At 31.4% G+C, this 3,256-nt stretch carries 4 protein-coding genes; all 4 read left to right on the forward strand.

Annotation, left to right across the window (positions count from 1 at the left end):
* Window positions 1-146 precede the first annotated feature (146 nt).
* Window positions 147-593 carry a hypothetical protein gene (locus tag AAEO57_RS20705; protein WP_341694928.1) on the forward strand — a complete coding sequence of 149 codons (447 nt, stop codon included), beginning with the start codon at window positions 147-149 and terminating at the stop codon, window positions 591-593.
* Window positions 594-760: 167 nt separating this feature from the next.
* Entirely contained in the window at window positions 761-1,366 is a 606-nt protein-coding gene (locus AAEO57_RS20710) for a toxin-antitoxin system YwqK family antitoxin (RefSeq protein WP_341694929.1), read from the forward strand.
* A 165-nt stretch (window positions 1,367-1,531) separates the two neighbouring features.
* Window positions 1,532-2,314 (forward strand): DUF2971 domain-containing protein, encoded by a 783-nt coding sequence (locus AAEO57_RS20715; RefSeq protein ID WP_341694930.1) that lies wholly within the window; start codon window positions 1,532-1,534, stop codon window positions 2,312-2,314.
* 220 nt (window positions 2,315-2,534) lie between these two features.
* A complete protein-coding gene (locus AAEO57_RS20720) occupies window positions 2,535-2,954 on the forward strand; it encodes a protease inhibitor I42 family protein (protein ID WP_341694931.1) in 420 nt (139 codons plus the stop codon).
* Window positions 2,955-3,256: the final 302 nt, after the last annotated feature.

The following is a 3,256-nucleotide window of genomic DNA, read 5'->3' on the forward strand; positions in this document are numbered from 1 at the left end:
CCACTACAACGGATTTGGGCATTTGGCTTAATGGGAAAATGGTTTTGTATTTGGGATGATTTGGCAAATCCGAAAATAGGCCTTAATTTAGTCCCAAACCCGCTGTAGTGCCAGAACGTTAGCAGTAATTGTAAAAAAATCGTAAAATGAAATCTAATATAAAAATATTGTTATTGATTTTAATTGTCATCAATAGTACTTCATATTCTCAAAATAAAAAATTAAACCTTGTTGGAAATTGGAACATGACTGATTATTGGGGAAATAAATCCGATTTTATTTTAAGCGAAGACAATTATGCTTCAATGTCAGTAAACGGAGAATTTATTGATGGGAAAAACTTCATCATACATGGCGGAAAAAATGATGGCCAAAAAGGAGAAATGAAATATTTAATAAATTATGGAAAAACGCCTATTGAACTTGATATAATTGCGATGAAAGAAAATAAAGAAATGGGAAGAATTCTAGGAGTAATTAAACCATTAAACGAAAATGAGTTTTTAATGATTTGGAGTTTTGATGGAAAAAGAAATTCAGATTTTTCCGAAAATAACAATGAACAAATAATGACGGTAAAAAGGAAAGGTTAAAAACAACTACTGCTAACAGCGACTACAACGGATTTGGGCATTGGGCTTAATGGAAAAATGGTATTGTATTTGGGATGATTTGGCAAATCTGAAGAACTGGCTTAATTTTTATTCCCAAACCCGCTGTAGTGCCAGAACGTTGTGCGTCACATTAAACACCACTATGAATGAAAAAGATACTTATACTATTAATTTATCCATCATTATGTTTTTCTCAAACTTCTATAAAAAACATAAAAAGTGAAGTTCTTTTCAAAGGTCCTCTTTACATTCAAGTTTATAGCGTCATTGACACGTTAGTAATTCAAGACAAAAGAGAAATTAGAGACAGTTTAAATTTTCAAATAGTTAGAGAAAAATATAAATCAGGTCACAGACATTTCGAAGTTACCGAAAACAGACTGACCAAAGAATTTTATTGGAGACAGTACTATCAAAATGGAAATATTAAGGAAGAAGGTGCTATGACAAAAGATGAATTGATACGCTTTGGTGATTGGAAATTCTATTCTGAAAATGGAAACTTGAATAAAAAAATAAATTTTGATTCGTTATTGACTGTGCCTTACTTATCAGCTATTGAGATTGCAAAAAAACAGAATTACTTGATGCCCGAGATTGAAATAGATTTAGAAATTTTTGAAAATAAGCTCTATTGGCAAATAAGAAAGTGGATTATGAAATATGGAGATGGAATGTCTTCAACTATACTAGTGGATACTAATGACGGACATATTATAAAACCGAAAGAAGAAGTTGAACGACATAATTAAAAATGCGAACGCACAACAAGCGTTTGGCAAGATTGCGAATTTTGTAGTAAATTCACGTTTATTTCTCGCAAGAAATTTATCTTTAACAGAAAATAATCGGTTCCGAACTTCGCAACCTCGCCAAGCGCCAGAACGTTACCAGCAATATTAAACCAAAAATAACGAATGAATCAAAATATTCCACTACCAAAACTTTTAGAAATTGGCGTAAGAAATAAACAACTCTCACAATTTCTTTGTAAATATCGTACAATAGATTCTGCTAAAAAACTACTTGAAAACAACTCTTTGTGGTTTTCAAGTCCAAGAGAATTCAATGACCCTTTTGATTGTCAAATTGTTCCCGACACTAATAACACAAAAGAAGAAATCGCAGGATTTATCAAAAAAAACACGTTTGAACAATTATCTGAAAAAGTTATATCCGACCTTTCAGAAATAATTTTTAATGAACCAAATAGATGGAAAGATACTATCGAAAGTAGTTTTGATAAAATCATTAATTCTACAGGCATATGTTGCTTCACTATGAATGAACAAAATCTTTTAATGTGGTCACATTACACTGATTCCCATAAAGGAGTATGTTTGAAATTTGATATTCTTAAAGATCCAGATTTTTTTGTATATCCTTTACCTGTCAATTATACGCAAAATTATCCTGTATACAATCATATAGAAAACAGAGAAACTATTGTTAAAGATATGGTATTAACAAAATCCTTAGACTGGGAATATGAAGGAGAGATTAGGGTTTTAAAAATGAATAATAATGGGTTAATGCCCTTTAAGAAAGAATCACTAATAGAAATTATCTTTGGTTGTAACACATCTGCAAAAGACATTGCAGAAATTATTGAGTTATCAAATAAAAGACACTTTGATGTAAAATTTAAAAAAGCAAAAAAATTGCCAAGAGAATTTGGTCTTGAAATTATAGACCTCTAAAAAATACTGCTGGTAACAGCCACTACAACGGATTTGGGCATTGGGCTTAATGGAAAGATGGTTTTGTATTTGGGATGATTTGGCAAATCCGAAGAATGGTCTTAATTTAGTCCCAAACCCGCTGTAGTGCCAGAACGTTACAGGCAAGTTGAACCAAAATTGCGCAGAAAAGCCAAATTTTGCTGAATTCTAAAAAAGTAAATAAAACAGAGTTCTAATTATGAAAAAAATATTGGTTTTGGTTACATTTATTATTCTCGTTTTATCAATATTTTACTATCGAGAATTTGAAGATTATTACAAAAGCGGAGAAAATGATTCTTTTGAAATTAAAGTTGGTCAAGAATTTCATATCAGACTTTATGAAAATGGTTCGACAGGCTATTCAAATTGTTGGCTAAATGAAAAGAACAATCCTTTATTAAAAAAAGTAAAAGAAGAATACTCTCAAAGTTTAAATGCACGATTAGGATATATTGGTTCGGGCGGTTTAATTGAAATGACATTTAAAGGATTAAAAGTCGGTGTGGACACAGTAAAAATTGCAAATTGCTCATTTAGAGATGGGGAAAAATGTACCGATTACAATACAGAAAACACAAAAAGCGATAACGAATTTATAATTAAAATAACTGACTGAAAAACAGAAGCGTGAAAGTTGCAGTTAATATCATAATTGCGACAAAACAACCTGCCTGTAACAGCCACTACAACGGATTTGGGCATTTGGCTTAATGGGAAAATGGTCTTGTATTTGGAATGATTTGGCAAATCCGAAGAATGGGCTTAATTTAGTCCCAAACCCGCTGTAGTGCCAAGACGTTAGCGGTCAGTTTGGTAGAAATCGAAAAAATGAAAACATTGCAAATGAAAATCATCAAAATCATTATTGCATTTATGTTTGTAACCATTTCTTTTGGACAAATTCCGCCAAAAGGAACA

Origin of the sequence: Flavobacterium calami (assembly GCF_038290035.1) — a bacterium.
GTDB lineage: Bacteria > Bacteroidota > Bacteroidia > Flavobacteriales > Flavobacteriaceae > Flavobacterium > Flavobacterium calami.